At 43.2% G+C, this 26,440-nt stretch carries 30 protein-coding genes; 1 reads left to right on the top strand and 29 read right to left on the bottom strand.

All coding sequences use genetic code 11. The features are described from left to right. Positions 1–42: 42 nt before the first annotated feature. The 27 genes from ACTHPA_RS12460 to ACTHPA_RS12590 all read right to left on the bottom strand — a co-directional run bounded on the left by ACTHPA_RS12460 (position 43) and on the right by ACTHPA_RS12590 (position 21,386). Positions 43–369, bottom strand: coding sequence for a helix-turn-helix domain-containing protein (locus ACTHPA_RS12460; RefSeq protein ID WP_440500626.1), 327 nt, complete (start codon positions 367–369; stop codon positions 43–45). A 110-nt stretch (positions 370–479) separates the two neighbouring features. After that, entirely contained in the window at positions 480–1,376 is an 897-nt protein-coding gene (locus ACTHPA_RS12465; protein WP_440500628.1) for a helix-turn-helix domain-containing protein, read from the bottom strand. 206 nt (positions 1,377–1,582) lie between these two features. Beyond that, positions 1,583–2,188 carry a hypothetical protein gene (locus ACTHPA_RS12470; protein WP_440500630.1) on the bottom strand — a complete coding sequence of 202 codons (606 nt, stop codon included), beginning with the start codon at positions 2,186–2,188 and terminating at the stop codon, positions 1,583–1,585. A 196-nt stretch (positions 2,189–2,384) separates the two neighbouring features. Continuing rightward, positions 2,385–3,173 (bottom strand): sporulation transcription factor Spo0A, encoded by a 789-nt coding sequence (spo0A, locus tag ACTHPA_RS12475; protein WP_440500631.1) that lies wholly within the window; start codon positions 3,171–3,173, stop codon positions 2,385–2,387. A 208-nt stretch (positions 3,174–3,381) separates the two neighbouring features. Further along, on the bottom strand, positions 3,382–4,353 hold the full coding sequence (locus tag ACTHPA_RS12480) for a SpoIVB peptidase S55 domain-containing protein (RefSeq protein ID WP_440500632.1): 972 nt from the start codon (positions 4,351–4,353) through the stop codon (positions 3,382–3,384). 100 nt (positions 4,354–4,453) lie between these two features. Continuing rightward, the gene (gene recN / locus ACTHPA_RS12485; RefSeq protein WP_440500634.1) at positions 4,454–6,154 is read right to left on the bottom strand and encodes a DNA repair protein RecN; all 1,701 of its coding nucleotides are present in this window, start codon (positions 6,152–6,154) and stop codon (positions 4,454–4,456) included. Positions 6,155–6,186: 32 nt separating this feature from the next. After that, entirely contained in the window at positions 6,187–6,636 is a 450-nt protein-coding gene (gene ahrC, locus ACTHPA_RS12490; protein WP_440500635.1) for a transcriptional regulator AhrC/ArgR, read from the bottom strand. A 43-nt stretch (positions 6,637–6,679) separates the two neighbouring features. Beyond that, entirely contained in the window at positions 6,680–7,501 is an 822-nt protein-coding gene (locus ACTHPA_RS12495) for a TlyA family RNA methyltransferase (RefSeq protein WP_440500636.1), read from the bottom strand. Next, positions 7,498–9,399 carry a 1-deoxy-D-xylulose-5-phosphate synthase gene (gene dxs / locus ACTHPA_RS12500; protein WP_440500637.1) on the bottom strand — a complete coding sequence of 634 codons (1,902 nt, stop codon included), beginning with the start codon at positions 9,397–9,399 and terminating at the stop codon, positions 7,498–7,500. Before dxs ends, ACTHPA_RS12495 begins: the two co-directional genes overlap by 4 nt. Positions 9,400–9,527: 128 nt before the next feature. Next, positions 9,528–10,412, bottom strand: a complete 885-nt coding sequence (locus tag ACTHPA_RS12505; RefSeq protein ID WP_440500639.1) for a polyprenyl synthetase family protein — start codon at positions 10,410–10,412, stop codon at positions 9,528–9,530. After that, positions 10,405–10,647 carry an exodeoxyribonuclease VII small subunit gene (locus ACTHPA_RS12510; RefSeq protein ID WP_440500640.1) on the bottom strand — a complete coding sequence of 81 codons (243 nt, stop codon included), beginning with the start codon at positions 10,645–10,647 and terminating at the stop codon, positions 10,405–10,407. The genes ACTHPA_RS12505 and ACTHPA_RS12510 overlap by 8 nt, the downstream gene beginning before the upstream one ends. After that, positions 10,648–12,003, bottom strand: a complete 1,356-nt coding sequence (gene xseA / locus ACTHPA_RS12515; protein ID WP_440500641.1) for an exodeoxyribonuclease VII large subunit — start codon at positions 12,001–12,003, stop codon at positions 10,648–10,650. A gap of 105 nt (positions 12,004–12,108) precedes the next feature. Next, complete coding sequence (gene folD, locus ACTHPA_RS12520) at positions 12,109–12,975, bottom strand: bifunctional methylenetetrahydrofolate dehydrogenase/methenyltetrahydrofolate cyclohydrolase FolD (protein ID WP_440500643.1); 867 nt, start codon at positions 12,973–12,975, stop codon at positions 12,109–12,111. A 19-nt stretch (positions 12,976–12,994) separates the two neighbouring features. Further along, positions 12,995–13,375: a transcription antitermination factor NusB gene (nusB, locus tag ACTHPA_RS12525; protein WP_440500644.1), complete on the bottom strand. Its 381-nt coding sequence runs from the start codon at positions 13,373–13,375 to the stop codon at positions 12,995–12,997. Between the two features lie 113 nt (positions 13,376–13,488). Further along, positions 13,489–13,890 carry an Asp23/Gls24 family envelope stress response protein gene (locus ACTHPA_RS12530; RefSeq protein ID WP_440500645.1) on the bottom strand — a complete coding sequence of 134 codons (402 nt, stop codon included), beginning with the start codon at positions 13,888–13,890 and terminating at the stop codon, positions 13,489–13,491. A gap of 75 nt (positions 13,891–13,965) precedes the next feature. Then, positions 13,966–15,312: an acetyl-CoA carboxylase biotin carboxylase subunit gene (accC, locus tag ACTHPA_RS12535; RefSeq protein ID WP_440500647.1), complete on the bottom strand. Its 1,347-nt coding sequence runs from the start codon at positions 15,310–15,312 to the stop codon at positions 13,966–13,968. 14 nt (positions 15,313–15,326) lie between these two features. After that, on the bottom strand, positions 15,327–15,845 hold the full coding sequence (gene accB / locus ACTHPA_RS12540; protein ID WP_440500649.1) for an acetyl-CoA carboxylase biotin carboxyl carrier protein: 519 nt from the start codon (positions 15,843–15,845) through the stop codon (positions 15,327–15,329). A gap of 144 nt (positions 15,846–15,989) precedes the next feature. After that, on the bottom strand, positions 15,990–16,529 hold the full coding sequence (locus tag ACTHPA_RS12545) for a SpoIIIAH-like family protein (RefSeq protein WP_440500650.1): 540 nt from the start codon (positions 16,527–16,529) through the stop codon (positions 15,990–15,992). Beyond that, a complete protein-coding gene (locus tag ACTHPA_RS12550) occupies positions 16,516–16,938 on the bottom strand; it encodes a hypothetical protein (protein ID WP_440500651.1) in 423 nt (140 codons plus the stop codon). The genes ACTHPA_RS12545 and ACTHPA_RS12550 overlap by 14 nt, the downstream gene beginning before the upstream one ends. 67 nt (positions 16,939–17,005) lie before the next feature. Next, positions 17,006–17,173: a hypothetical protein gene (locus ACTHPA_RS12555; RefSeq protein WP_440500652.1), complete on the bottom strand. Its 168-nt coding sequence runs from the start codon at positions 17,171–17,173 to the stop codon at positions 17,006–17,008. Positions 17,174–17,181: 8 nt separating this feature from the next. Continuing rightward, positions 17,182–18,081, bottom strand: coding sequence for a stage III sporulation protein AE (locus tag ACTHPA_RS12560; protein ID WP_440500653.1), 900 nt, complete (start codon positions 18,079–18,081; stop codon positions 17,182–17,184). Positions 18,082–18,096: 15 nt separating this feature from the next. Next, on the bottom strand, positions 18,097–18,495 hold the full coding sequence (locus tag ACTHPA_RS12565) for a SpoIIIAC/SpoIIIAD family protein (protein ID WP_440500654.1): 399 nt from the start codon (positions 18,493–18,495) through the stop codon (positions 18,097–18,099). Further along, entirely contained in the window at positions 18,474–18,683 is a 210-nt protein-coding gene (locus ACTHPA_RS12570) for a SpoIIIAC/SpoIIIAD family protein (RefSeq protein WP_060209461.1), read from the bottom strand. The genes ACTHPA_RS12565 and ACTHPA_RS12570 overlap by 22 nt, the downstream gene beginning before the upstream one ends. A gap of 129 nt (positions 18,684–18,812) precedes the next feature. Continuing rightward, positions 18,813–19,370, bottom strand: coding sequence for an elongation factor P (gene efp, locus ACTHPA_RS12575; protein WP_440500656.1), 558 nt, complete (start codon positions 19,368–19,370; stop codon positions 18,813–18,815). A 22-nt stretch (positions 19,371–19,392) separates the two neighbouring features. Then, positions 19,393–20,451: a M24 family metallopeptidase gene (locus ACTHPA_RS12580; RefSeq protein ID WP_440500657.1), complete on the bottom strand. Its 1,059-nt coding sequence runs from the start codon at positions 20,449–20,451 to the stop codon at positions 19,393–19,395. Further along, the gene (gene aroQ, locus ACTHPA_RS12585) at positions 20,448–20,894 is read right to left on the bottom strand and encodes a type II 3-dehydroquinate dehydratase (protein ID WP_440500658.1); all 447 of its coding nucleotides are present in this window, start codon (positions 20,892–20,894) and stop codon (positions 20,448–20,450) included. The genes ACTHPA_RS12580 and aroQ overlap by 4 nt, the downstream gene beginning before the upstream one ends. A gap of 75 nt (positions 20,895–20,969) precedes the next feature. Then, positions 20,970–21,386: a hypothetical protein gene (locus ACTHPA_RS12590; RefSeq protein ID WP_440500659.1), complete on the bottom strand. Its 417-nt coding sequence runs from the start codon at positions 21,384–21,386 to the stop codon at positions 20,970–20,972. Between the two features lie 168 nt (positions 21,387–21,554). On the opposite strand from ACTHPA_RS12590, the gene ACTHPA_RS12595 reads away from it, so the two are divergent. Then, positions 21,555–22,538, top strand: a complete 984-nt coding sequence (locus tag ACTHPA_RS12595) for a DUF1385 domain-containing protein (protein WP_440500661.1) — start codon at positions 21,555–21,557, stop codon at positions 22,536–22,538. Between the two features lie 267 nt (positions 22,539–22,805). On the opposite strand, the gene ACTHPA_RS12600 is transcribed toward ACTHPA_RS12595, so the two are convergent. Both ACTHPA_RS12600 and ACTHPA_RS12605 read right to left on the bottom strand, forming a co-directional pair. Then, entirely contained in the window at positions 22,806–25,367 is a 2,562-nt protein-coding gene (locus ACTHPA_RS12600) for a vitamin B12-dependent ribonucleotide reductase (RefSeq protein ID WP_440500663.1), read from the bottom strand. A 173-nt stretch (positions 25,368–25,540) separates the two neighbouring features. Then, positions 25,541–26,410, bottom strand: a complete 870-nt coding sequence (locus ACTHPA_RS12605; RefSeq protein ID WP_440500665.1) for a lipoate--protein ligase family protein — start codon at positions 26,408–26,410, stop codon at positions 25,541–25,543. Between the last annotated feature and the right edge of the window lie 30 nt (positions 26,411–26,440).

A 26,440-nucleotide genomic window follows, 5' to 3' on the forward strand; every position in this document is an offset into this window, starting at 1 on the left:
GTCACCCCGAGGCTGTCAAAAACGACAGTGCCGGGCTGTCAATTACGACAGGGCTACGTCCAATAATACATACTGATTCGACGCCTGAAACCCTCGCGCATCCGCTCTCTTACGAATATCGATGTAACCGGCGTCCTTCAAGTTCTGCAACGATCTACGCGCTACTCGCTCGCTACACCGCGCCTTCTTTGCGATAGTTTCGACGCTAGGGTACGATGTCTTGTCGTTGTTATCTGCGTACATACACAAGACCGCATATACTGCGATGTCAACTGGCTTTTCCAACTTCGTGTCTTTGTCGACTACATCGCGCGTCATTAAGAAGAACGGGCGCTCACGGAAGTCGATTACGACTTTATCTTTCGGCATGTCAACGCTCCTCCCCGCTCATTCCTCGCCCGCACTCCGCCACATTTGCGCCAGTAACATGCAAACTATTACAACCACATACGCCATCCACAGCGCCTTACCGATTTCCGTCATGCGGTTTTCACCGTCCTTCCTTTTCGCGCTGACACTTCGTCAATTAACGTCTGAATTTCGTCACGTAGCCCCGGTGAAATATCCGGAAAGTAGTCGAATACGTGCACAAGACGGACGCCTTCGGGTAAATCCGGAATGTCATCGTCAGGCATATCGTCTATTGCGTAGATTAACGTTAAGTAGTCGGTGTGGCGCGTGTACTTTTCGATTGTCTTGCATCCCCTATTAAACGCTGTACTCTTTGATAGTTTCGCGTCGAGCCATTCGTCTTCGAGAACGAAATCAGGTAGACAGCCATCTTGATAGTATGTGGTTGATACGGGACTGCCGATTACTTGGAAAGACTTGTGTAACATCGACTCAAAACGATGGCCCATTCTTGCGAAATACGAGCGATTCAAACTGGACGTATATTCGACTAATGGGACCGAAATATTGTGGTAAGCTCGGAAATTATCGAAACCGCCGTAATGTTTATAAATATAATGAACGATATGCCGATATTCTGTGAGTGCTGCGTTATTTAAATCGTCCGGGCTGTGATCCGCAACGAATTGAGAAAGTGCTTCTCGCTCCAAATCACTACGATAGTCATCCGCAAGCGATGTGATGCCGGGCATGTCTACGTTAAAATTACGCATTACGTACTCGCATACCGGTTCGTTCGGAACAACTTTATACGGACTATCAATATGGAAGCAATCCGCTAACAGTACTGGAGGAATAGCGTGATATTCAATTTCATCGAAAGCTACGTAATCTTCAAAGGAATTACGCTTAATGAACCTACGAACAGTCTCGTGATGTACTCCATATTTCCGTCCGATTGCAGATACTGACATCCCCGCGTCTAAATCCGATTGAACTAGTTCAACTTCTAAAATCCTAACCACCTCCCGATATTTTGCGTCCTTACTTCCATATCGTTTTGAAAACGAAAGTGCGGAGTAATTTTGCGAAATTCTTTTCCGCCTTTACTACAGAAGGGGACGGTATATACGCGATATGGGACATAGATTGCGTAATTTAATTCGAAAGTCCTACGCACACCACGCAAAAAAGACCCCACGCAATTAAGCGCAGGGCCTTCGTAATTCCGTTATTTAACTTTCCATCCGCGCTCCAAGTGCTTCGTTTCAGCTAGGTGCTCGCCTTTACTATTTACGAAATATACGTAAACGAAATCGCTACTGCCGCGCCCTTCGAACATTTGCGCGCGTGTATTGGATTCGATCCTGCCGCCGAAGTCATCGACGAATTGCTGTCGTAACGTCACGGGCAGATACGCAAAGTCGTCGGTCAAACGCACGTTTACGATTTCGTAGTCGGATTCCGCGACAATACTAACGATCACACCGTCCGATTCTGCGATTAGACGGTCGTATGCTTCCGATAGTGCTGCCGTCTGTTGCGCGGCTTGTTCTTCCGCTTTTGCATCCTCGGCCGCTTTAGCCTGCGCCTTCTTCGCGGCTTCCGCTTCGTTCTTCTTCGTTATCTCCGCGATACGCGCCGCTGCTTCGGCGTCCTTCTTAGCTTGTTCTTCCGCGGCCGCCTTTTCTTCTGCGGTCGGCTCCGCAGCAGCTTCCGCGATGTTTTCCGCCGCAGGCTTACCGTCAGGCGCGTCCGGCAGTATCATGCCGAGTAGAACTATCGCAAGAAATGCGTATAAGTACGTAGCCCAACGTTTATAAAACGGTTTTTTCATCAATAATTCGCTCCATTCGCTCTTTTTCTTATTATATTGGAAAACGTCTCCAGTAGCAAGTTAGCGCGAATGTGGTATAATGCGGTCATACGTCAATTTTGTCGCTATGATTGCCCGTAATTTATCGGAGTGGCAACGAAATTTCACGGCACAAACACCGCTCAATTCAACGCTACAAACACCGTAGTAGCAACGTTTAACTTGCTACATGCTCTAAACGTATTTTATCTGCAATCATTGCAATGAATTCACTATTGGTAGGCTTGCTTTTCAAATGATGGACTGTATAGCCGAATGTTTTTGAAATGACGTCGTAATTCCCCCGGTTCCACGCAACTTCAATTGCATGCCGAATTGCACGCTCGACACGAGATGGGGTTGTTTTATATTTCTCTGCAATATCCGGATAAAGAACTTTTGTAACTGAACCGAGCAGATCGACGTCGGTATAGACCATTTGGATAGCCTCTCTAAGGAACGCATAACCTTTAATATGGGCCGGTACTCCAATTTCTTTAATAATCGACGTAATGGTTGTGTCAAGCATCCTTTGTGATATCGCGGAATCTGCTTCCACCGACTTTTGAACGACCGGCTTTGACTGTTTTTGTATGCCTGCTATTTGGAATATTTGCGAAACTAACCTGTCAAATTCAAAAGGTTTCAGCATAAAATAGGAAGCCCCTAACCCACCTGCCTGTGCCATGACGTCTTCTTGTCCGAATGCTGTTAGCATAATAATATGCATATCAGCTAATGCTGGATTCTTTTTTATTGTATCCAACACTGCAATCCCATCCAAATGAGGCATAATAATGTCCAATAGTAGTAAATCAGGCTTGTTCTCTTGTAACATGGATAGACAGACCTTGCCATTATGAGCTGTCCAAATCACTTCCAAATCTGGATGCTGTTCGAAATATGCATCCATCGTGTTCACTAGTTCTTTATTGTCGTCCGCAATTGCTATCCTTACTTTCCCCATCCCGTTTCCCCCTACTCATTATTCATCCATTTACATTACTCCCATGAATATATTATTCGCATGAAAATGAACTGCTGTAAAGGAAAAATTCGACAAACATTTGAACAATCCTTTCCTTTTTTGAAAAATGAAACTTACGGATTATAGTTTCGCCAATATTCGACGAAATTCAATGAAAAAAGCCGATCCAAAAGCGGATCGACTTTTTTTACCGTGTTCGTTCACCGTCCCGCATCGTAACTAAAAATAAGCCGGCGCCTTTTTTGGGTTCATCGACAAACATATGAGTGACTGCCCCGACAAATTTTCCATTTTGGATGACTGGACTTCCACTCATACCTTGTAAAATTCCTCCGGTTTCTTCCAGCAATTTTGCATCGGTTAAAATAAAATGGAACTGTTCCTCCTCAACGTCTGTGATTCGGATGGAGAATTTTTCGACTTCCGTCCCTTTTACAGTAGTAAAAATTTCCGCTGCCCCCGCTTGTAATTCTGCGGGTTGCATAATTTCGAGTGGATCAGCTAACACTTCCTTATGAGCATCGTTCCAAGTGCCGAATATTCCGTAAATTCCATTGGTTTGGATTGTGCCTAAATACTCGTCATCATCAACAATGGAGGAGATTTTGTAACCCGGAGTGCCTGGTGCACTTTTCTTAATTTGTTCAATTTCAGAAAGGTAAATTGCCCCATTTTTAAAAGGCGGTGGAGATTTCAAGGAGCTGTCAACGATTTGATGGCCAAGGGCTCCATAAGTGCCTCGATTCGGATCGACATACGTCAATGTCCCGGTTCCTTCTGTTCGGTCTTTAAGGAACGGAAGGAGACGATTTACGGCTTCTTTTTCCGCCATCACTTCAACAGACTTGCCTTTTCGACTGATATTCATGTGGATTTTCCCTTTATTCGCTTTCGCCATGACTTTTTCGAAATCGTTGAGACTGACGATGTCTGTCCCATTTAGACGGTTAATGGAGTCACCCGCCTTTAGCCATTGCTCATTGTTGATTAATACATCATTTGTAACAAAAATGCCCGACAAATCCATTTGAATACCAATTGAATGTCCCATCGGAATTACCCGTTCACTTGACGAAGCTGAAATATCGTGTTGGAACGGCAGGAAAAGCAATAGCGTGGCAAACGAAGCGGATAACATCAGTCGTTTACTCCATCCCATGTTTCACCTCCTCGGCTGAAAGATACTATTGGTATGTCCGTTCAGATGAATCTTATGAAAGGTTAAATCATGTAAAAAAACGCATACATAACGTATGCGCCTAAATGCGAAAAGTTGTTTTCCGTTCGTCTGCCATCGTTAAAAGTTCTTCAGCATGCTGGAGTGTGAGCGGTGTAATTTCCGCCCCCGACAACATTCTGGATAATTCCTTCGTTCTTTCCAAATCGGTGATTTCTGCAACGGAGGTCGTTGTCCGGTTCATTTTCACATCTTTCCGAATATGTAAATGATGATCAGCCATTGCTGCGACTTGAGGTAAATGCGAAATGCAAAGTACTTGAGAATGAGTGGCAATCATTGCGATTTTGTCTGCAATTGCTTGGGCAACCCGACCACTTACACCCGTATCAACTTCGTCAAAAATAATCGAAGTAATCCCTTGGTGTTTAGAAAAAATCGTTTTCAACGCCAGCATAATTCTGGATAACTCTCCACCTGATGCAATCTTAACAAGAGGCTTCAATGGTTCCCCAAGATTTGTTGATATGAGGAACACCACTTCATCAAAACCATTTCTGTCATAAACAAGAGAAGCTTTTCGATTGATGGAAACTTTGAATGTGGATTTCTCCATATGCAGCTCTTTCAATTGATGCATTATTGCATCTTCTAATCGTATAGCTGACTCTTGTCGGATAATTGATAACTCATTCGCTTCCACTTCTAAATCTTTTTCAAGCTGTGCCAGCTTTTCCTGTTCTTGTCCAAGCCGTTCATCACGATTGAGCAGCTGATCAAGCTCGTCTGAAATTTTTTCTCGGTAAATAAGTATATCCTCTATCGTTGCACCATATTTCCGCTTTAATGACTGAAGCATTGCTAGCCGATCTTCCACGACAGGCAATCTAGTCGGGTCGTACTCCATTCTGTCAATAATGCTTTTTAATTCGTGTGAAGTGTCTTGAAGCGAGTAAAAGCATGTTGAAATGATTTCTGAATGAGATGCAAGATCCTTGTCGATTGAAGCAGCATCTTCCAGATCGCTCATTGCAGAGCCAACCCAATCCAAAGCATGATTGTCGCCACTAATAGATTCATAGGCAGTATTCAAACGTTCAAAAATCCTGTTGAAATGTTGAAGCTTCAATTTTTCTTCTTCAAGTTCTTCTTCTTCACCAATAACAAGTTCTGCATTATCTATTTCGTTCAATTGAAACGAATAAAGATCGATTCGCTGCGCCACTTGTTGTTCGTTTTCATTTGCTGTTTCTAATCTACGCTTCAATTTGGAGTACTGAGTATAAACTTCCAAATAATTGTGATGCGCTTCGGCCAAGTTTGATCCAGCAAATTGATCAAGAAGATGAATATGCCGCCTCTCATTCATCAACTCTTGGTTATCATGCTGACCATGAATATCTATTAATTGGGAACCTATTTCCCTTAAACTCGCAATTGTCACCAGTTTACCATTTACACGGCAAGTCGTTTTGCCATTAGCATTCAGATCGCGTCTTAGAATAATACTGCCATCCTCGCATTCAATGCCGAATTCAGAGAGTTTCTCGAAGACAGGATGATGTTCGTCGTCGATCGTAAACATCCCTTCCAATTCGGCCTTTTTTGCGCCATGTCGAATGAATTCCTGTGAACCCCGAGCACCAGCAAGGAGCTGAACCGCATCAATGATTATGGACTTTCCGGCACCTGTTTCCCCAGTAAGAACAGTCAATCCTTCGTCAAAAGACACTTCGAGATGCTCTATTATGGCAAAGTTATGAATGGAAATTTCACTTAACATTCAATATGCACCTCCTTCATTGAACGATCAGCTCAAATAAGTGCTAATAGCCTCGATTTTACATCTACTGTTAACGACTCATCCCTGCAAATGATCATGCATGTATCGTCACCGCAAATTGTTCCGAGCATTTCATCCCATCCCAAATTATCAACAAGAGAGCCGACTGCATGTGCATTTCCTGGCAGTGTCTTTAAAATGATGAAATGGCTCGCACTATCAATACTGATAAATGCGTCAGTCATCATTCGACGAAGCTTTTCTTCCGTATTAAATTTATGGACCGGCGGCAGGCTATATTTATAACGACCATCAGACAATGGGACTTTGATAAGATGCAATTCTTTAATGTCGCGGGAAACTGTCGCTTGAGTTACGTCAACTCCAGCACTTTTCAATTTATCGACAAGCTGGTCTTGAGTTTCAACTTCCTCATTAGTAATAATATCTCGGATACGAAGATGCCGTTGCCCTTTATTCAAAACAATCACTCCCATGCTTATATTCACACCTTTCATTCAGATATCAACTCAACGCTTCATGCGCTTCAGAGACTAATGTCGCGAAAGCCGTGTCATCGTATGGATTGACAGGCTCTTCTTCCGAGCGCAAATGGAACAGAAACTCAATATTCCCTTCTCCCCCTGTCACAGGAGAATAAGATATGCCCTGTAATGAAAAACCATTATCCCTTGATGATTCCGCTATTTTGTGGAGAATCTCCAAATGAACAGATTTATCCTTTACGATCCCTTTTTTCCCCACTTTGTCTTTTCCTGCCTCAAACTGGGGTTTAACTAGGGCCACGACATCTCCGCCATCAGCAATTATTCGCTTCAGTGGCGGTAATATTAAGGAAAGTGATATGAATGACACGTCAATCGTTGCTACTTGCGGCGTTCCTTTCGTGAATTGTTCAGGCATCGCATGTCTGAAATTAGTTTTCTCCATGACGGTAACCCGTTCATCACTTCGAATTTTCCATGCAAGCTGGTTTGTTCCAACGTCGAGTGCATAGCAATGGTCTGCTCCGTTCTGCAAAGCGCAATCCGTAAATCCTCCCGTTGAGGAGCCAATATCCAAGACGATTTTATCTTTAACAGATAAGTCAAAAACGTCAAGAGCCTTTTCGAGTTTTAAGCCGCCTCGACTCACGTATTTCAAGGCTGAACCTTTCACGGTAAGCGGAGCGTCTATCTTAATCTTTTCACCCGGCTTGTCCAATCTTGTTTCAGCAGAAAACACAATTCCCGCCATAATGGAACGCTTCGCCTGTTCCCTTGTCTCCACTAGTCCTCGTTGGACAAGGAGAACATCGACGCGTTCTTTAGATTGACCATTCGTCATACAATTTCCCTTTCTGCCGGTGTGAAACCTTTGACAGCCAACTCCATCGTCCGAACTACATTTTCTGCAGTCAAATCGATTTCTTCAAATAATTTATCTACACTGCCATGTTCAATAAATTCATCCGGAATGCCGATACGGCTGATGGAGACATTCGAAGAGACATCATGAGCGTATTCAATAACAGCACTGCCGAAGCCGCCAGCCAATGCCGCTTCTTCAACAGTTACAATCGGTTTGCCTGTTCTGAAAAGCTGATTAAGCATATCTGTATCTAACGGCTTAATGAATCTTGCATTGACGACTTTTACATGGATCCCCTTTTTAGCAAGAGAATTAGCAGCTTCTAAAGCCATTGCAATAGTCGTTCCGAATGTCAAAATCGAACCGTCTGCACCTTCACGCAATACTTCCCATGTACCGATAGGAATTGTTTTCAGCTTCTCATCCATTACGACTCCGAGACCGTTCCCTCGAGGGAATCTCATTGCAATAGGACCGTCATTATATTCCAACGCAGTCTTCACCATATGTTGCCCTTCGTTTTCATCTTTTGGCATCATAATGACGAGGTTCGGCATATGGCGTAAAAACGAAATATCGTACACGCCATGATGAGTTTCCCCATCTGCTCCTACTAGCCCAGCACGATCGATGCCGATAAATACATTCAGTTTCTGTCTTGCAATATCGTGAAGCATTTGGTCATATGCACGTTGTAGGAATGTCGAATAGATTGCTAAAAACGGTTTCATTCCTTGAGTCGCCAAACCTGCTGCCATAGTAGTGGCATGCTGTTCAGCAATTCCCACGTCAAAGAAACGTTCCGGGAATTCTGCTGCAAAGGATTCCAGTTTAGAGCCGACAGGCATAGCAGGAGTAATGGCTGCTATTCGCTTGTCTTCCCGTGCGATTTTCCTGACAGTTTCAGCAACTAATCCGCTCCATGATGGAGCAGTTGTCGGCGATTTCAAGAAGTCGCCTGTTTCTATCTTATAAGGACCAGTTCCATGCCAAGTTCCAATTTTATCATTTTCCGCTGGCGTGTAGCCTTTTCCTTTTTTCGTCAAAACGTGAAGAAGTACAGGCCCTTCCACTTTTTTGGCATACTGAAGGTTCCGTTCCAAATCATTGAAATCGTGGCCATCAATCGGTCCTAGATACGTAAACCCAAGCTCTTCAAAAAACACGCCTGAAACGAGCAGATATTTCAAGCTATCCTTCACTCGTTCAGCAGCTGCAGCCACTTTTCCACCGACTGCTGGAATTTTTTTCAATATATATTCCAATTCGTCTTTTACGCTATTGTATTTTCCAGCAGTCCTTAACTTGCCTAGAATATCATGAAGCGCACCAACGTTCGGAGCAATCGACATTTCATTGTCGTTTAGGATGACGATCATATTCGTTTTCAAATGACCGATATGGTTTAATGCCTCCAAAGCCATACCACCCGTCAATGCGCCATCGCCAATGATAGGAATGACATGGTTCGAATCACCTTGCATATCTCTTGCCGCAGCCATTCCTAAAGCGGCAGAAAGGGACGTCGAGCTATGCCCTGTCTCCCATACATCATGCTCACTTTCAGACATCTTGGGGAAGCCGCTTAGTCCCTTATATTGGCGGAGAGTGCCGAATTGGCCTGCTCGCCCTGTCAATATCTTATGCACATACGCTTGATGTCCGACATCCCAAATGATTTTATCTTTCGGGCTGTCAAACAGTTTATGCAACGCCATAGTCAATTCGACGACACCTAGGTTAGGCCCGATATGACCGCCTGTCACAGACAAGTTTTCAATTAAAAATTTCCGGATTTCTTTTGCCAATTCCGTCATTTGCTCTTTATCAAGCGTCTTAAGAAAAGACGGATTTGTAATTTTAGTGAGATCCACTACTATCACACACCTTCATAATTTATTGCCACGGAGTCAAAGTAATATTTATATTATAACAAGAAGGTTCTTCAATAGGAACTATTGGACCATAATCCGGATATCCGGTTTTTCATACAAATGAAATGTCATGCATTTCTTTGGACGATATAATCAGCAAAAAGTTTTAGCATTGAGGTTTCCTTCTTTAAAAAACCTAAGCTTTCGATTGCGTCTAGGTGATATTTGTCTAGCTGTTGCTGTGCACCGTCAATTCCTAAAAGGGAAGGGTACGTTGATTTGTCACTTGCTGCATCGCTATTCGCTGTCTTGCCAAGCTGCTCAGTAGTTGACGTAACATCCAAAATATCGTCTTTGATCTGGAAAGCCAGTCCGATGTTTCTTGCATAATTGCGAAGCTGTGTCATTTCTTCTTCGCTTGCATCGCAAAGAATTCCGCCCGCCTCTATACAGAATGATAATAAAGCGCCTGTCTTATGCACGTGGACTTCTTCGAGCTCTTCCAGAGACAAGGATGCCGTTTCCCCTTCCATATCCAGGATTTGCCCGCCTACCATGCCATTTGCGCCAGAGGCATCTGCCAGCAGAGCAATTAATTTAATGACCTGTTCTGGTCTCGCGTTTTCCAAGGAAGCTAATATTCCAAATGCTCTCGTCTGTAACGCATCTCCGGCAAGAACAGCCGTCGCTTCCCCATACACTCTATGATTCGTCGGTTTTCCCCTTCTAAAATCATCATCGTCCATGCAAGGAAGATCATCGTGGATGAGAGAGTATGTATGGATAAGTTCGGCGGCGCACGCAACTTTAAATGCGTCATCGGACGTTTTCTCGAAATCGGTTAGAACTGCTAGGACGAGAAGTGGACGGATTCTTTTACCTCCTGCATTTACCGAATAGAGCATAGATTCCTTTAAAGACCGTGGAGCTTTTTCACTGACGATTAAACGATTCATTTCTGCATCAATTAATGGTGCATTTTCTGAAATGAAAGTCTCTAAATGCTTATCCATTCGATTCCCGTCCTTTCGAAGGGTCGAACGGGGTCGACTCACCGTTATCGTCTATAATTGAAATGAGCTGTTTTTCCGCATCCTGCAATTTCCCATGACAATAAGCAGAAAGCTCCATTCCTTGCTTGTATAACGTGATGGCGTCCTCCAATGGAACGTCACCAGATTCCAATTTTTGAACAATGCCTTCCAACTTCGACATCGCTTCTTCAAATCGAAGTGTTTCCTTGCTCATTTAGTTTTCCTCCTCATCCTTCATCTTGATTGACTTTATTTTCGTTTCCACAGTTCCATCCTGCAAACGGACTTGCAGAGTTTCTCCGACTTCGAGGCTAGAAACGGAATTAGTGACCGTTCCTTCTTTATAAACGATCGCAAATCCTCGATCCATAACCTCTAGTGGATTTAACGCTTTAAGCATCCTGATCGCCGAAGTAAATTGATCCGTTTTATTCCGCAAATCATTTTGAATTGCCCTTGTCATTCTTTCTGTGAATAACGTAAGGTTCCGATCTTCCTCTTTTATCCGTTGCAGAGGTGAATAAAAAGCTAACATCCTATTCAACCGGTCATGATCAGCTTTTCTATTGGCGGTTAGTTCATTCCTACTTCTTAGAAGTCGGTCATCCAATCCGCTTAACTTCTCTGTAAATGGACGATAAAGCCTTTCCGGGAATTGCAATGGATAGGATTGCTGATATGTTGTCAGCCGTTTACGTTCATGTTTAATTTGATTCGAGAAAGAAATGTAAATCGAGCGCTTCCGCTCCAAGATTCTCTCGAATAATTCTTCTCTAGAAGGCACCGCCAGTTCAGCAGCTGCAGTCGGCGTCGGCGCTCGCATATCAGCTACAAAGTCCGCGATTGTCGTATCCGTTTCGTGGCCGACAGCACTGATTAATGGAATTCGGCACGAAAAAATCGCCCGAGCTACCGTCTCTTCGTTAAATGCCCATAGGTCTTCAATCGATCCACCGCCTCGTCCCAAGATCAACACATCAATCGATCCATGAGATTCAGCTAGCTCCAATGCCTGTACGATGGAAGGTGCGGCTTGTGGACCTTGCACAATTGCGGGAAACAGGCATATTTCCGCTAATGGGTATCTACGTTGCAGTGTAGAACAGATGTCTCTGATTGCAGCTCCGGACTGGGCAGTAATAACACCAATCTTCCTTGGCAATGCTGGCAATCTTTGCTTCCAACGTTCTTCGAAAAGGCCTTCCTTCGCCAGCGTCTTTTTCAATTGTTCATACGCTAAAAATAATGCCCCCACACCATCTGGTTGCATCGATTGGACGTAAAGCTGATATTGGCCACTCGATTCGTAAACATTCACATCTCCAGTGATAAGAACATTCATGCCTTCTTCCGGTTTGAATTTCAAGGATCCTGCAGCAGTCCGGAACATGGCAGACTGTATTCTGCTTTTATCATCCTTCAGTGTAAAATAAATATGCCCGCTCGGATGAATTTTTACATTGGAAAGTTCACCTTTCACAAATACATTTCTCAAGTATGGATCTGCTTCAAATTTACGTTTTATGTATTTTGTCAACGAATGTACAGAAAGATACGCATTTTCACTCAATAACTTCACCCCCGGAGTTTTCGACGTATAGAAACGCTGTCTTTCCTTTGAAAAACAGCGCCGCTCTTCATTTATGGAAGTTTAGGTAAGGAACGCTTACCCTTCTTAATTGTCTTTTCTTAATGTGCATGTCGCTTCTGCACTTTGCAATGTATTCTTTAGCAGCATCGTAATTGTCATTGGACCGACGCCACCTGGAACCGGCGTAATGGAGGAAGCAACTTCCTTCGCTTTCTCAAAATCGACATCGCCGCATAATTTCCCGTGTTCGTCCCGATTCATACCGACGTCAATGACGACTGCTCCTTCTTTAATATGTTCGTCCGTTATGAATTTCGCCCGGCCGATGGCAGCAATTAGTATGTCTGCCTGTTTCGTGAATGACGGAAGATCCTTCGTCTTTGAATGGCAATATGTCACTGTTGCATCTTTTTGCAACAGTAATTGGCCCATCGGTTTCCCTACGATGTTGCTTCTCCCGATGATAACAGCATGCTTTCCGGCAATATCAATGTTGGAACGTTTCAGCATTTCCATAATTCCATGCGGGGTGCAAGGAAGGAATGTCTTTTGTCCAATCATCATTTTGCCAACGCTTTGAGGGTGGAATCCATCTACATCCTTGCTAGGATCGATTGCTTGAATGACGAGATCTTCATTGATATGCTTTGGCAAAGGCAGTTGGACTAAAATACCATGAATCGACTCATCGTTATTCAATCGATCTACATGAGACAATAATTCCTCTTCAGTCACTGTCGCAGGCAATCTGATCAACTCTGATTTCATCCCTACTTCAATACTGGACTTTTCCTTATTCTTCACATATGTCTGGGAGGCAGGATCTTCCCCTACGAGAATGACTGCAAGACCTGGTTTACAGCCAGAAGCTTCGAGAATACCTACCCCTTCTTTAATTTCTTCTCTAAGTTCTTTGCCAATTGCAATGCCATCTATCAATTTTGCGGACATCCGATTTCCCTCCACCGATTTATTTTTCTTCGAATTTGGATAGGACACCGTTAACAAAACGGCCCGATTTTTCATCTCCAAATTGCTTACATAGCTCAACAGCTTCGTTCAATATAACTTTATGCGGCACATCTTCATGGTGCAGCAATTCATAGACTGCCAATCTTAGGATTGTCCTTTCAATTTTCGGCAATCTGTCAAGCGACCAGTTTTCAAGTTTGCTTGCAAGCACCTTGTCCACTTCGTCTCGATGTTCAGTCGTTCCTTTGACAAGTGATTCATAGAAAGGATCAATTGGCCGTTCCATTATATAAGTTATAGCTTCCTCGATCGACATATCTGTGTTATCCAATTGAAAAAGCGTTTGAACGGCCTTTTCGCGTGCTTCTCTTCGTTTCATTCGTTTGTCTCCTCCACTACTGTGTCTCTTGGGCTTTATCATAGCATATTCAGTTGACGAAGATATAGCAGGACAAGTTGAAAAGCACCATCCAATGGACGATGCTTTTCAGATCATTCTGTTTCGGCGGGCGTATCGAAATCAATGCCGGTTATATGGACGTTCACTTCTTCTGTTTCAAGCGAGGTCATATTGTATACTGCATGACGAATTTGTCTTTGAATCTCCGTCGCTACAGTGGGTATCGAGTGGCCATATTGGACGACGCAATACACATCGATTACAAGTTTATCGCCGGTCCAATCAGTTTTGACACCTTTTCCGTGGAACACTTTGCCGAACTTCTCCGCAACCCCAGTTGCGAAATTGCCTTTGGTTGTTGCGACACCATCAACTTCGTTCGTTGCAATGCCAATGATGACTTCAAGTACTTCAGGAGCTAGTTGAACGCGTCCCAAAACCTCGTCTCCTTTTGAGCTCTTTCCTGCGAATGAAGGATTTGCCTTTTCAGCCATGCCACTTCTCCTCCCTCTCATATGCATTTCATACTCCGTCTTACTTCTGACCAACTTTACATTTCGTGCAGCAAATTATTTCATAACTGTATATTTCTCAAGGAACTTCGTATCGAAATCTCCTGATTTAAAAACTTCGTGGTCCATCAAATTCAGATGGAAAGGAATCGTTGTATCGACGCCTTCAATGATAAATTCGTCGAGTGCACGCTTCATTCTAGCGACCGCTTCTTCACGCGTGTCTGCGTGAACGATTAATTTCGCCACCATTGAATCATAGAACGGCGGGATTGTATATCCTGTATACATTGCAGAATCGACCCTTACTCCAAATCCGCCCGGTGGCATGTACATTGTCACATTTCCTGGAGAAGGCATGAAGTTTTTCGCCGGATTTTCTGCATTGATACGGCATTCAATTGACCAACCGTTAATTTTAATATCTTTTTGACGGTAAGCAAGCTTTTCACCAGCAGCCACTTTTAATTGCTGTTGGATAAGATCGATTCCAGTAATCATCTCAGTTACTGGATGTTCCACTTGGATGCGTGTGTTCATTTCCATGAAGTAGAATTTTTGATTGATATGATCAAAAATGAACTCGACAGTCCCAGCACCTCTGTAGTTGACAGCCTCTGCTGCTTTGACAGCTGCTTCCCCCATTTTCTCACGCAGTTTCGGAGTGAGGGCAGGTGATGGCGCTTCCTCGACTAGCTTTTGCATCCTTCTTTGAATGGAACAATCGCGTTCTCCTAAATGGATCGTATTGCCATGCTTATCTGCAAGGACTTGCACTTCGACGTGACGGAACTCTTCAATGAATTTTTCAAGATACACACCTGGATTGCCGAATGCTGCGGCTGCTTCCTTCTGTGTAATCTTAATGCCTTTAACGAGTTCCTCTTCATTTCTCGCTACCCTTATTCCTTTTCCGCCACCACCGGCTGTCGCCTTTATGATGACTGGGAATCCGATTTCATTCGCTACTTTTAAAGCTTCGACTTCGTCGGCGACAATACCGTCAGAACCTGGAACAATTGGAACGCCAGCCTGTTTCATCGTTTCCCTCGCTACGTCTTTCGTTCCCATTTTCGAAATGGCGTCAGCAGTCGGACCGATGAACTCAATGTTCACTTCTTCACATAGTTCCGCAAAGCTAGCGTTTTCAGCGAGGAATCCATATCCCGGATGAATGCCATCACATCCTGTCAGCTTGGCAATACTAATGATATTGGAAAAATTCAAGTAGCTATCTTTTGAAAGTTTCGGCCCAATGCAATATGCTTCATCGGCAAGCTCGACATGCAGAGCATCGCGATCTGCTTCTGAATAAACCGCGACTGTTTGAATATTCATTTCTTTGCATGCACGGATAATTCTGACCGCGATTTCACCACGGTTTGCAATTAATACTTTTTTCATCTTTGTATTCCCCCTCAATTCTGTTTAACAAGGAAGAGAGGCTGTCCATATTCGACCAATTGACCGTCTTCCACTAGGATCTCCACGATTTCTCCAGAAACTTCCGCTTCGATTTCATTGAAGAGCTTCATCGCTTCAACTATGCAAACGATTGAATCTGATTTGACCGTGTCGCCTTTTTTGACGTAAGGATCCGCATCAGGGGATGAAGATTTGTAGAATGTGCCGACCATTGGGGATGTTATTTTATGCAATGATGGATCGTTAACAGAGGCTGAAGAATCTGTTGCCGGCTCCTTGCTTTCTTGTTTTGCAGGTGCTTGCATTGGCTCTTCATTCTTCGGTTCTTGTACTGCAGGTGCAGCTTGCTGAACTGATTCCTCTTTCCGTTGTTCCACTTGTATGGATGGTTGTTGAGTATTCATTCCTTTTTCCAGTTTTATTTTTGTTCCTTCTGACTCGAATGTGAACTTTTCAATAGATGATTGATCAATTAATTTAATGATTTCACGGATTTCTTGAATTTTCAACATGACAATTCTCCTGACTCATATTTATTTACGTACCTCCTCCCTATTTTAGACGTTTTTCATTCATATTGAAACAGTTATACTGTATTTGCTATGAAATAGGGCAAAATAAAAAAGAAAAAGACCCATTTAGGGCCTCATATAACTTTATTCCATAAAGTCGACTTGAACGGTGCGTGCATCTTCCCAACTCGTCAATACGTATTGTGTAATTTCTGCTGCCATTTTCGTGGAATGTCCCCCATCTTCTGCAATTACAGAGACATTTACTTTACCGCCATCCTTCCGTACGAATGCTTCCGGATAGCCAAGTGCTTTTAATTGAGTTTCCATTAATTCTTCAGCTGATGTACGTTTCGTAAGTTCTGCCATTTCATCGTATGCTGCACTTTTTTCTTCAGCAGTTGTATCGGGAGATTGCACTTTGGATAACAATTGATCTTTCAAGCTGCTTCTTTCATTTAACACTTGCATTCTCATCTCTTCGAATAGCATCGAGTCGGCATAGACTGTTTTTATTTCTCCTTCTGTTTCTCCTGGAGTTGAAACGGTCACTGCATCATTATCTCCGAAAATTGCCATTCCATCTAAATCCATTGGTTTTTCATTCTTTAAATAATAGATGGAGATGACCGCTACTAGACTTAGTAGAGTTAAGAACCAGACTGTTCGTTTATTCGCTTTCAACATATATCCCCCTTTTCATTTCTTCGACGACTATCTTATGTTCAGGCAATTGAAGTACTGTCGACAAGATTCGAATCAATTCGTATTTCGTTTTAGGATTGTCCGCCCCTTCTGCAACGACTAAAACTCCTTGGAGCGGATTCTTTTTTACCGCTGAGGATCCGGTGCCCGAAAAATAACCGGATAATGGGCTTGGCTCTTCTTTTTGATCGTAATGGAAGTGGATGAATACTTCCCCAATCCCTTCTATCTTCATTAATGCTTGTTCAAGTTGAGCTTCTTCCCGGCTCTCCTCCCCTTTCCCTTTCTCCCCTCCCATCGAACCAATCGTCGAATTGATGAAAATGATGAAGATCGCAAGCAGCGTTCCGATGAAGAGCATATGAGTTTTTCGTTTTGATTTTTGCATATGATCACCATTTCATCCCTTCAATGCGGATATGGTTCGTGTTATCTATGTTGCATATTATGCTTGTTCAGAAGAGGCTATGACCAAAAATTCTCGTGATAGAATGAATGATCCAAATTCCCATCGCCATTTTGACAAGCGGTAAAAATTCGTCCTCTTTCTCCTCAGGTAGGAATAATAATAAAATCGATGACAGTACCGTGATGAATAGTACTCCTATCAAAAACTCCTGCATACGACTCCTCATTTCACCGCGGTTATCAATTTGACAAGGATGACGGTAAACAAAGCGGTATAGATGAATGCGAAAGCGACGAGAAAGGATACTGCGCAAAGGACGAATAATGTCTTACCGATATCATCAAGGATGCCTGTTATATCCTCGTTCGCAAACGGCTCGATGAGCGCAGCTGTCCAGCGGTACAAAAAGCCGGTCAATAATGTCTTTAATGTTGGCAATAAGGCGACCGACCAGATGGTGATAATGAGCCAGGCACCGATAAAAACGCTTGCACCAGATGAATATCTCCCGATTGCTCCTAAACTATCCGTCATAAAAGAACCGACTAGCGGGATATTCTGACTGATCAACTTCTTAATCGGTTCACTCGTTACTCCTGTCAAAGCCCAGGAAATCGTCCCTCCCGCTGTAATGAATATGGAGTACGCGGCGACAACAGCTGAAACTAGGCCGATGAGGGAGCCTCGCAGCAAGTCTGCTATCTTCGTAAATGGAATAGCGGGATGAAATCTGGAAACTATGTCAAACAGCATTGCTGCAGACAACATGGGAATAAGAATCTTGTCCGATAAAATTACTGCTCCATTGGCGAATAACAGCATTGCCGGCTGGAAATTCAGCATGCTGAATGAACCTCCGGAAGCCAAAATACTTGCAGTCAATAACGGATAAATAGAAATGAACATAGTTGCAATCGTCTGTGTAATCGACCGGATCATTTGCAGATGTTCATATGCCGGGTATAGGACGACGGTTAACACGATGAAAAACAGAAAGGTTCTCGTCCATTTGCTGAATGAAGGAAAAAGGAAATCTAGTACCAATGCCATGAAAGTCGAGATAATGACAATAATGAAGCTGGATAGGACGGTTCCGAGTACAGATTCGATTAAAGGTATCATGGATTCTTCATCCGATCATTTAATGATAAATTTGGAGAGCGTGTCGAGCAACATTGATAACTGCGGGAGCCAGAGTGTCAGAATAGCGATTTTAATGGCTATATGTGCAATGGAGGCAACGGATTCATAGCCGGCTTCGGCGATATGCTTCGATATTAATTCGGAGAAATAAAACAAAAAGACGCTTCCTATCAAAAGCTTGGCATAAGATCCTGGCAACGGTTCGAACAATTGCAAGAAGGTTTTTCCGAAAGGTAAGATGATCGTCACTCCAACATATGACAAAAAGAAGAAGAAGATGGCTGCGTATATGATCGGCTGCAAACTCTTGGAAGCGAAAGACACGATTAACAGAAGGAGGTAGATGACGACTAGTTGGAAAAGCGTAACCATTAGAATGCTAAGGAGAGCCATTGAAAGAACTCGGCAATTTCCGAAAAGAAGATTCTTAGGAAACGGAGCATTTCAGCGGCGATATAAATATAGGCTACAAAGAAAAGGAAAAAAGAGAACTCCTTCTTACCGGTCTGTTCGAAAAAGACGTGAAGAAAACCGATGACCAATCCAATACCGGCGATGCGCAATAAATCATTCAATTCCAATTCGGGGTCCCCCTTCATGAACAACTTATGAAAAACTGTCGGGGAATATGATGGAGTTTCTGAGGGAAAATGGATTTCAGCAACAAAAAAACACCCCGTCTCCTCAAAGGAGTCGGAGTGCCCAATTTTTTATGCTCTTGAAACGTATTCACCTTCATCTGTGTTGATGATCAATTTATCTCCGACGTTTACGAAGAATGGCACTTGAACGACTAGACCAGTTTCGAGTGTAGCTGGCTTCGATCCGCCGCTTGCAGTGTCGCCTTTAATGCCCGGTTCTGTTTCAGTAACTTCGAGAGTAACAGTTGCCGGAAGTTCCACGCCGAGGATTTCGTCTTTGAATGAGATGATATGGACTTCCATATTTTCTCTCAAGTAGTTCAATTCCTCTTCAATTTGTGCTGAAGGCAACTCGATTTGCTCGTACGATTCATTGTCCATGAAAACATGGTCGTCACCGTTTGCATACAAGTATTGCATACGACGGTTGTCAATTTGTGCCTTTTCAACTTTCTCACCTGCACGGAATGTCTTTTCATTTACATTGCCCGTACGCAGATTGCGTAGTTTTGAACGGACGAATGCAGCACCTTTTCCTGGCTTAACGTGTTGGAAATCAATGATGCGCCAAATGTCCCCTTCAAATTCAATTGTAAGCCCTGTTTTAAATTCGTTTACTGAAATCATGCTTTTTCCTCCATTGTGTTCGTTATAGGATGATAAGTTCTTTTGGTGAATGCGTCAAACGGACATTGCCGTCTTCTGTGATTATGATATCATCCTCAATACGGACGCCACCGATTCCAGGTAAATAAATGCCTGGTTCAACAGTGACAATCATGTTTGGCACAAGTACCGTTTCAGAACGGAATGATAATGCCGGACCTTCGTGCACTTCCAAGCCAATGCCGTGACCAGTTGAATGTCCGAAAGCATCCTCATAACCTTTTGACTTGATATAGTTCCTGGCAATCGCATCTGCTTCTATTCCAGTCATACCCGATTTGATCTTTTCCAAAGCCAATTCTTGCGCCGCAAGAGTCACTTCGTAAATTTCCTTCATCTTTTCGGAAGGTTTTCCAACTGCAACAGTCCGGGTAATGTCTGAAATATAACCATTATAAAGTGCTCCAAAATCCAAAGTGACGAGCTCTCCGGATTGAATTACTTTATCTGAAGCAACACCATGCGGCAATGCTCCACGCTCGCCAGAAGCTACAATAATATCGAAAGAAGATGAAGTTGCCCCTTGTTTTCTCATGAACATTTCAAGTTCGTTTGATACTTCAAGCTCAGTGACACCTGGTTTGATGAAAGTGCAAATATGAGCAAATGCATCATCTGCGATTTTTGCAGCTTGTTTAAGGATTTCAATTTCATCGGCGTTCTTCACCATACGAAGTTTTTCTACGATGCCGGATACCGCTTTCAGTTCCGCATCCACTTTGTCATTATATAATTCATACGTGCCAAATGAAACATTATCTTTTTCGAAGCCTAATGTTTTAATTTTCATCTGCTCTACTTGGTTTGCGACTTCTTCGATGATCGTTTTTTCATGCTTAACGATGCGGAATCCTTGCACTTGCTCAGCTGCCTGTTCCGTATACCGAAAATCGGTAATGAACACTGCATCCTCAGCGGAAACGACCGCAACACCCGCGCTCCCCGTAAATCCAGTCACATACCTTCTGTTATATGGATTCGTCACCAAAAGTGCATCTAAACCGTTTTCTTTCAATGCTTCCCGCAATTTTGCCAGTTTCATAGCTTTACCCCTTTTCTTCGGAGAAGGAAAGCTTGGAGTGCCAGCTCATAACCGCTAGTACCAAAGCCGGACATCTGTCCCAGGCACACCGGAGCGAGCATAGAAGTATGTCTGAACGGCTCCCGACTATGTATGTTTGAAATATGGACTTCGATGACCGGGACATCAACAGAAGCGATTGCATCCCTTAATGCGACGCTCGTATGTGTATAGGCACCGGGATTGAAAATGATTCCATCACATCCAACGTCTGCAGCTTCGTGGATTTTATCGATCAATGCACCTTCTACATTCGATTGATAAAATGAAATATCCACGAGGTGTTCCGTCGCAATGGTTTGTAAATTGTTTTCGATATCCGACAAAGTTTCCGCACCATAGATCCCAGGTTCCCTTTTTCCAAGCCGATTCAAATTCGGTCCATTCAGAACGAGCAGTCTCACAGCTACACCATTCCCCTCACCATTTTCTTCCCCATTTTATCATATCGTTCCAGTGGCGCAACCTATTTATAGTTGTCAACCGAAAGTTTTCTTCATATATACAGCAGTGCCGGTAATGAACCTGCTGACAATGGCAAGGGTTGATAGAAACGGGATAGATAGCTTCTTAAGACCTTCCGTAAGACTTTGCGGTGTATAAATGATCCATTCAATAGCAATAGCTGCAATAACACTTATACAAATGGCCGTTAAAGCCGGTGGAATTTTTGAAGTAGCTCTAGAAAACACATAGAAAATTCCAAAAGCAAGTAATAGGAAAATGAATAGTAATGCCCATTTCCAACCTTCATTTGTAGACCCGAATACTAACCACTTTTTACCCCAGCCGACAGGCGACCATTTAATGAAATTGAAAAAATGCAAGAATTTTAAAGCTCCCGTTGTGAATAATGCTGCAAAGATCGTCGTCCATATCATTGTTTTAGTGAACATCTTGACCCCTCCTTACGATGAGTGTCGGAAATAAGGCTCTTTTTTAAACCTTTATGGTGGAGTCATCAACCATTTTTTTGTACAATAGAAAGATAAGTTATTTGTTATAATGTAAATTCAGTAAATCTAAATTAGTTATTCAATTGAAGAGAAGGTGTTGGTTAACCCATGTCTAAAAAACAGCAACCGCCAGCATATGGTGGGCAAGCGCTCATCGAAGGAGTTATGTTCGGCAGTCGAAATCATACAGTAACAGCCATCCGGCGAAAAGATGATTCCCTCGATTATTTCTATGTGCCTAAAGAGCAAAAGCCGCTCTCCATGAAATTGAAAAAGATTCCTTTTGTACGAGGGATTGTTGCATTGATTGAATCTGCAGGTATCGGTTCAAGACATTTGACGTTTGCGAATGAACGTTATGATGTCATGCCCGGCGAAGAAGTGGAAGAGAACGGTGAAGAAACTTCTAAGCTTGCGATGGTCATCGGTGTTGCCGCAGTCGGCGTACTTTCCTTTTTGTTCGGCAAATTCGCTTTTACCCTTGTTCCGGTCTTTTTAGCGCAAATGCTTGATTTCATTGCCCCTGGTAAGACGGCTCAAATATTGCTGGAAAGCTTTTTCAAATTGGCCTTACTGTTGTTGTACATTTCCCTCATCTCCATGACACCGTTGATCAAACGAGTTTTCAAATATCATGGAGCTGAGCATAAGGTAATCAACGCTTACGAAAACGGACTTCCACTTACCGTCGAGAATGTCCAAGCACAGTCCCGCCTGCATTATAGATGCGGAAGCAGTTTCTTGCTCTTTACAGTGATTGTCGGGATGTTCATCTACTTCTTAGTTCCTACCGATCCATTTTGGCTACGGATTGTCAACCGCATTCTATTAATACCCGTTGTAATTGGCGTCTCTTTTGAAGTATTGCAGTTTACGAACAGCCTTCGTAACATCCCAGTTTTGAAGTATCTAGGATATCCGGGATTATGGTTGCAATTGTTGACGACGAAGGAGCCTGAAGATAATCAGGTCGAGGTTGCGATTGCCTCTTTCAATAAGCTGCTTGAAATTGAAGAACAAGGTATTGAGAATGTTGATATTCTGAAATCGACAGACACAAAAGTACAAAATTCAACAGTTCCTGCGAATTAATAAAGGGCTGCTCGGAAAGTCAACCTAACTTTCCAAGCAGCCTTTTTATTGTATTATGCTAGTTCTAAAGACACAAGATGGGCATAACTGTCGAGGATTGCGCCATAACTATGTCAAGCTCAAGCATAACTTGCTAGAAGTCGCGCAAATCGCCCTCTAACTTGAGCATATCTTATTCAAACTCGCGCATAACTTGACATATCGAAAGAAGATAGAAAAAACAGGTGAGGAAAACTATTCCTCACCAGTCATATTAGATAGTCCGTATTATAAACCGCATTTCAACTGCGCATTACAGTTCGTGCATGTGTTGCAACCGCCCATTTCTTCCACAGTCCCTTGTCTACATACAGGGCATGTGTCACCGACTTCGGAACCGATTGTTACGTTAGTCGAACGCAAGTCCTGAATCGTATTAACGAGTACTACTTTTCGTTGTTCGACAGTCTCTACTACATAATCAGAGTCGATTTCGTTCTCTTCGGCTTTCAATGTGAGTACTTGTGAGTCACGGCTACCGTCGACATACACAGTGCCGCCTTTCGCTCCGCCTTTATAAAGACGCTCGTAGACGCTTTCTACCTGCTCTACTGTATAGCCACGTGGTGCGTTGACCGTCTTGGAAATCGAGCTGTCGATCCAGCGTTGAATGATGCATTGTACATCTGCATGCGCTTCTGGCGCTAAGCTCATCGATGAAATGAACCATTCTGGCAAATTGTCAGGATCAGCTTCAGGGTTACGTTGTAAGTATTCCTCTACGATGCCCGCTTTGACCTCGATAAATTTTCCGAGACGTCCGCTACGGTAATATGTGAATGAGAAATAAGGTTCAAGACCGGTAGAAACTCCGACCATGGTTCCAGTGGATCCAGTTGGCGCGACCGTTAATAAATGGGAGTTTCTAATACCGTGTTCCAAAATCGCTTCACGAATATCTTCTGGCATTTTTTTCATGTAACCTGTGTTGATAAATGCTTGGCGTAACGCTTTCGTTTCTTCCTCTGTCTTGCCGATAAGGAATGGGAAGCTTCCCTTCTCTTTCGCGAGCTCGATTGATTCGCGGTAGGCAGTTGTCGCAATTGCTTCGAATACTTTGTCGACAAGTTCGTTGCCTTCTTCTGAGCCGTATTCTTTTTCACAATAGATCAGTAGATCGGCAAGTCCCATGACACCAAGTCCAACACGGCGTTCGCCGAGGGCTTGTACTTTATTTTCCTCAAGGAAATAAGGTGTCGCATCAATGACGTTGTCCTGCATGCGGACGCCGACACGAACTGTTTCTTTTAATTTTTCGTAGTTCACTGTTTTTGTTTCTTTATCCGCAAACTCAGCAAGGTTTACAGCAGCAAGGTTACAAACCGAATATGGTGCTAATGGCTGCTCACCACACGGGTTTGTCGCTACGACTTGCTGGCCGTATGCTTTTGCGTTCGTTTCATTGTTTGCATTATCGATAAAGAAAATGCCTGGTTCTGCAGAGTACGTTGCACAAATATTAATGAGATCCCATAGTGCACGCGCTTTGATCGTCCGGTAAACTCGGACCTCATATCCTAGACGCTCCCATTCACGTACATCACCAACTTTATGCCACTCCTCATTATATGCTGCCATCTCCACAGATGAGTATTTTTCAACTGCTGGGAAACGGAGCTCATAATCAGCATCTTGCTCGACAGCTTTCATGAAGTCATCTGTCAATGTGACGGAAATGTTAGCGCCTGTAAGGAATTCTGGATTGTGTACAGAGTATGTTCCGCCATCACGTAGTTTTGTCTCTGCGTCTTTCAAGATCGCTTCATTGAAACCACCCATGCCCGGGATTGTGCGATAGTTGAGGATTCCTTGGTACATCGCTTCCTCTTGCGCAGTAAGTGGTTTGAATTTCAATTTTTCGTTTGCAAGCTTCTTAATCAATTCGTCTTCTGTATGTTCAAGAAGATAACGAAGAATTCTTGGATTCTGCATTTTCGAAATGATAAACTCGCAAATATCAGGATGCCAATCTGAAAGCATAATCATTTGTGCGCCGCGTCTCGAACCGCCTTGCTCGACAAGATGTGTCAATTTCGCTATATCATCTAGCCATGATACAGAACCTGACGATTTTCCGTTGACACCTCTCGCAAGCGTGTTTCGTGGTCGTAATGTCGACCCGTTCGTTCCAACTCCACCGCCGCGGCTCATAATTTCCATGACTTGTTTTCGATGATCCGAAATCCCTTCCCTGGAATCCGGGACAAACGGCATCACGTAACAATTGAAGAATGTAACTTCTGTTTCTGAACCTGCACCATATAAAACCCGGCCTGCCGGGATAAAGTTCAAATTAGATAATTGATCGTAGAAACGTTTGAAGGACTCTTCGCGTTTCTCTTCTGTATCTTCTACAAGGGCAAGACCGGTCGCATTCCTTTTGGCAATCTGCTCATAAAACACTTCAAGCGGTTTCTCAATCACTTCAAGCGGCCTTGTGACAACTCCATTTTCCTGCTCTTCGGGATTATCAATTGAAGAACGGTATTCAGGTTCGATCCAAACATCCGCTTTCCCATTTTTACTATCAAGAGATTGAATGAATCCTAAACCGCGAGCCGGGAACTTTGGATCCTCCTTAACCGTAAGGACAACAAAATCTCCAACCTTCAAAGTTTTCTTTTCAGTATCCTTAAATGAATAGCGATCGATCATGACAAGGCGGGACACTCCGTTATGAACGATTTTCATATCTTCCGTAATTGGGTGCACTTGTGGAAATTTCGCAATATCCGCATTCAATTGATGCTTGTCCAATTTCGGCGTTTGCCCTTTTGAAACTATGACCATCCTTGCATCCTCCCTCTGTAATTGTTATAACCAAACACAACATGTTGTATTATGTACATTACCTAATCTACTATATCTTGAAACATCATTCAAGAACATAGATTTTTACATATTTACCCAAACGGCTTTACTAACATGATTTTCATTAAAAAATAGAACAAAAGGTCCATATGCTACTTTCTAAACGTCCAGTCTTTATTCGCATATTTTTTCTCTTCGATCTCTTTTACAAAAAGTTGTTGTTCTTCCGTTAGTTCCATTGGCATAAGAACGATATCCAAAGCTGTTTCGAACCCTTTGGCGAATGCTTTGACGCATTCTTCCATGGAGATATCCCGATCTGTCAACCGATCAATAGCGACTGCTTTTTCAGGCAAACTTTGACGCATACGCTCTCTGCTTTCTTCAGAATCAAACTTGAACAAAGATACCAACTTATCTTCTTCCAAACTTAACAGAATAGCTCCATGCTGCAAAATGACGCCTTTTTGACGGGTTTGAGCACTGCCAGCAACCTTTTTGCCTTCAACAACAAGTTCATACCAGCTTGGCGCATCGAAACAAACAGCGCTTTTCGGCCTTCTCAAATTATCATTTTGTTCCTTCGTCGCCGGCAAAGAGAATTCGGCATGCAGGCCAAGGTTTCGGAAACCTTCTAATAGACCACCGGAAATGACCCGATAAGCCTCTGTGACAGTTTCCGGCATTCCAGGGTATTCTTCTGTTACGATAACGCTATATGTAAGTTCGTGTTCGTGCAGGACGCCTCTTCCACCAGTCGGACGGCGTACGAATCCAAGTCCGTTCTTCTTAACAGCATCCAAATCGATTTCTTTTTCAACACGTTGAAAATAACCGATCGATAATGTTGCCGGCTCCCATTCATAAAAACGCAGCACGGGACCAATTTCCCCCCTGCTATGCCATTCCAACAACGCTTCATCTAGCGCCATATTATATGATGGTGAGCATTTGCCTGAATTAAGAAAACTCCAAACTGTTTTCCCCAAATCATCTACCCCCTTACTTGCAATGCATATCATTTTATCATTCCCATTGAACAAGTGCTACCC

The sequence above is a fragment of the Sporosarcina sp. SAFN-015 genome (genome assembly GCF_051966875.1).
Taxonomy (GTDB): domain Bacteria; phylum Bacillota; class Bacilli; order Bacillales_A; family Planococcaceae; genus Sporosarcina.